2 protein-coding genes are annotated in these 2,322 nt (G+C 61.1%); one reads left to right on the forward strand and one right to left on the reverse strand.

Features of this window, described 5'->3' with window-relative positions:
* Positions 1–51: 51 nt before the first annotated feature.
* A complete protein-coding gene (gene galU, locus EN884_RS33345) occupies positions 52–957 on the reverse strand; it encodes a UTP--glucose-1-phosphate uridylyltransferase GalU (RefSeq protein WP_013529722.1) in 906 nt (301 codons plus the stop codon).
* Positions 958–1,166: 209 nt separating this feature from the next.
* Here galU and EN884_RS33350 point away from each other — a divergent pair.
* Positions 1,167–2,322, forward strand: a 1,156-nt coding sequence (locus EN884_RS33350) for a lytic murein transglycosylase (RefSeq protein ID WP_128361020.1), incomplete at its 3' end; no start/stop codon positions are given.

A 2,322-nucleotide genomic window follows, 5' to 3' on the forward strand; every position in this document is an offset into this window, starting at 1 on the left:
GTGCAGCGCTGAACGGCCGCACCAACGACATCCGGCCGCTCGCTAGGATGTTTAAAACGCAGCACCACGGCGCTCTGACGGCTTCAGCTCGTCGAGAAGCGTGCGGATGACGCCCGCCATGTTCTCGTTCATGTCGCTGCGCCACAGCGCGAAGGCGACATTGGCCTCGACAAAACCCTCCGGCGATCCGCAGTCGAACGTGCGGCCTCGATAGTGGTAGCCGTAGAAAGGCTGCTGCTTTTCCAGCTTCAGCATGGCGTCGGTGAGCTGGATCTCGTTGCCGGCGCCTTTTTCCTGACCTTCTAGGATCTTGAAGATCTCCGGCTGCAGGATGTAGCGGCCGTTGATGTAGAGGTTGGACGGCGCGGTGCCGGCCTTCGGCTTTTCCACCATCTCGGTGATACGGAAGCCGTGATGCGTGTCCTCGCCGCGGCCGACGATGCCGTATTTGTGGGTTTCGGCGGGATCGCATTCCTGCACCGCGATGATGTTGTTGCCGGTCTCCTCGTAGAGCTCGACCATTGCCTTCGTGCAGCTCTTCTCCGACTGCATGATCATGTCGGGCAACAAAAGCGCGAAGGGCTCGTCGCCGACGAGCTCGCGGGCGCACCAGACGGCGTGGCCAAGTCCCATCGGCACCTGCTGGCGTGTGAAACTGGTCTGCCCCGGCGCCGGCTGCAGCCGCTGCAGGCGGGCGAGCTGGTCGTCCTTGCCGCGCTGGGCCAGCGTGTCATAGAGTTCGAACTGGATGTCGAAATGGTCCTCGATGACGGCCTTGTTGCGACCGGTGACGAAGATGAAATGCTCGATGCCGGCCTCGCGCGCCTCATCCACCACATACTGGATCACCGGCCGGTCGACGACGGTCAGCATTTCCTTGGGGACAGCCTTGGTGGCCGGAAGAAACCGTGTGCCGAGGCCGGCGACCGGGAAGACTGCCTTGCGAACTCTCTTCATGCTTTCAATTATCCGTTTGAGGGCCAGCTCCGCAATCCCCGTTTCAAGACATTTTCACGCCGGAATTGGGGATTACTGGGAAACTGAGGGGAGCGTCCACCGGTAAAGCTTCGAAGCGTCTTTTCGTTCCCGGTGGCACCTATGGTAAACTAATTCCTAACCTGGTTCGGCGATGAATGGTCTTTCCTGAGACAGAGAAGGAGGAAAAGATGTCCGTTCGCAATGCCGCAAAAATTTTTACCAGCGTCATGGCGGCAGCCAGCCTATCGCTCGCTCTGCTGATGCCTGGCCCCGCTTTCGCCGATGCCGGTTTCCGGCAATGGGTCGCCGGCTTCCGCGCCACCGCCGTGCAGAGCGGCGTTTCCGGCGCCCTATACGACCAGGCCTTCAGGAACATCAGGGATATCGATCCCGTGGTGCTGGAAAAGGCGCGCACGCAGCCTGAATTCACGGCCCCTGCCTGGGACTATTTCGACAACCGCGTCCATGATCAGTCCGTCGCCGTCGGCCAGCAGATGGCCAGGAAATGGAAGCCGTGGCTGGATCGGATCGAGGCCAGGTTCGGCGTCGACCGTTACATCCTGCTGGCCATCTGGTCGATGGAATCGAATTATGGCGAGATCCTCAAGCGCGACGACATCATGCGCAACGTCGTGCGCTCGCTGGCGACCTTGGCCTACGCCGATCCGAAGCGGGCGAAATTCGCCCGCACACAGCTGATCGCCGCGCTGAAGATCCTGCAGACCGGCGACATCGACGAAAGCCATCTGAGCGGATCCTGGGCCGGCGCCATGGGCCACACCCAGTTCATCCCGACCAGCTATCTGCACTATGCCGTGGACATGGACGGCAATGGCAAGCGAGACATCTGGAATTCGATCCCCGATGCGCTGGCGACATCAGCCAATTTGTTGAAGAAGAATGGCTGGCAGGCCGGCAAGACCTGGGGCTATGAGGTCGCCTTGCCAGCCGGAAAACTTCCCGGCGGTTCCAAGACGCTGTCGCAGTGGCAGGCGCTCGGCGTCGCCAGGGCCAACGGCAAGCCGTTCAAGAACGGCTCCGACAAGGCGACGCTGAAGGTGCCGGACGGCCGCAGCGGGCCGGCCTTCCTGATGATCAAGAATTTCACGGTCATCAAGGCCTACAACAACGCCGACAAATATGCGCTGGCCGTCGGCCTTCTTGCCGACGAAATCGCCGGCTCGAGCGGTCTGGTGCAGGACTGGAAGCGGCCTTTCACCAAGCTTACTTTCGAGGAAAGACAGGAGCTGCAGAAGCGGCTTTCCCAGCATGGCCTTTACGACGGCAAGTTCGACGGCAAGATCGGCGACGGCTCGAAGACTGCCATCATGGCCTTCCAGGCCA

Source organism: Mesorhizobium sp. M7A.F.Ca.AU.001.01.1.1 (assembly GCF_004022735.1).
Taxonomy (GTDB): Bacteria; Pseudomonadota; Alphaproteobacteria; order Rhizobiales; family Rhizobiaceae; genus Mesorhizobium; species Mesorhizobium ciceri.

Coding starts and splice junctions, on each gene's coding strand:
- galU (WP_013529722.1), bottom strand. CDS start 957: ATGAAGAGAGTTCGCAAGGCAGTCTTCCCGGTCGCCGGCCTCGGCACA.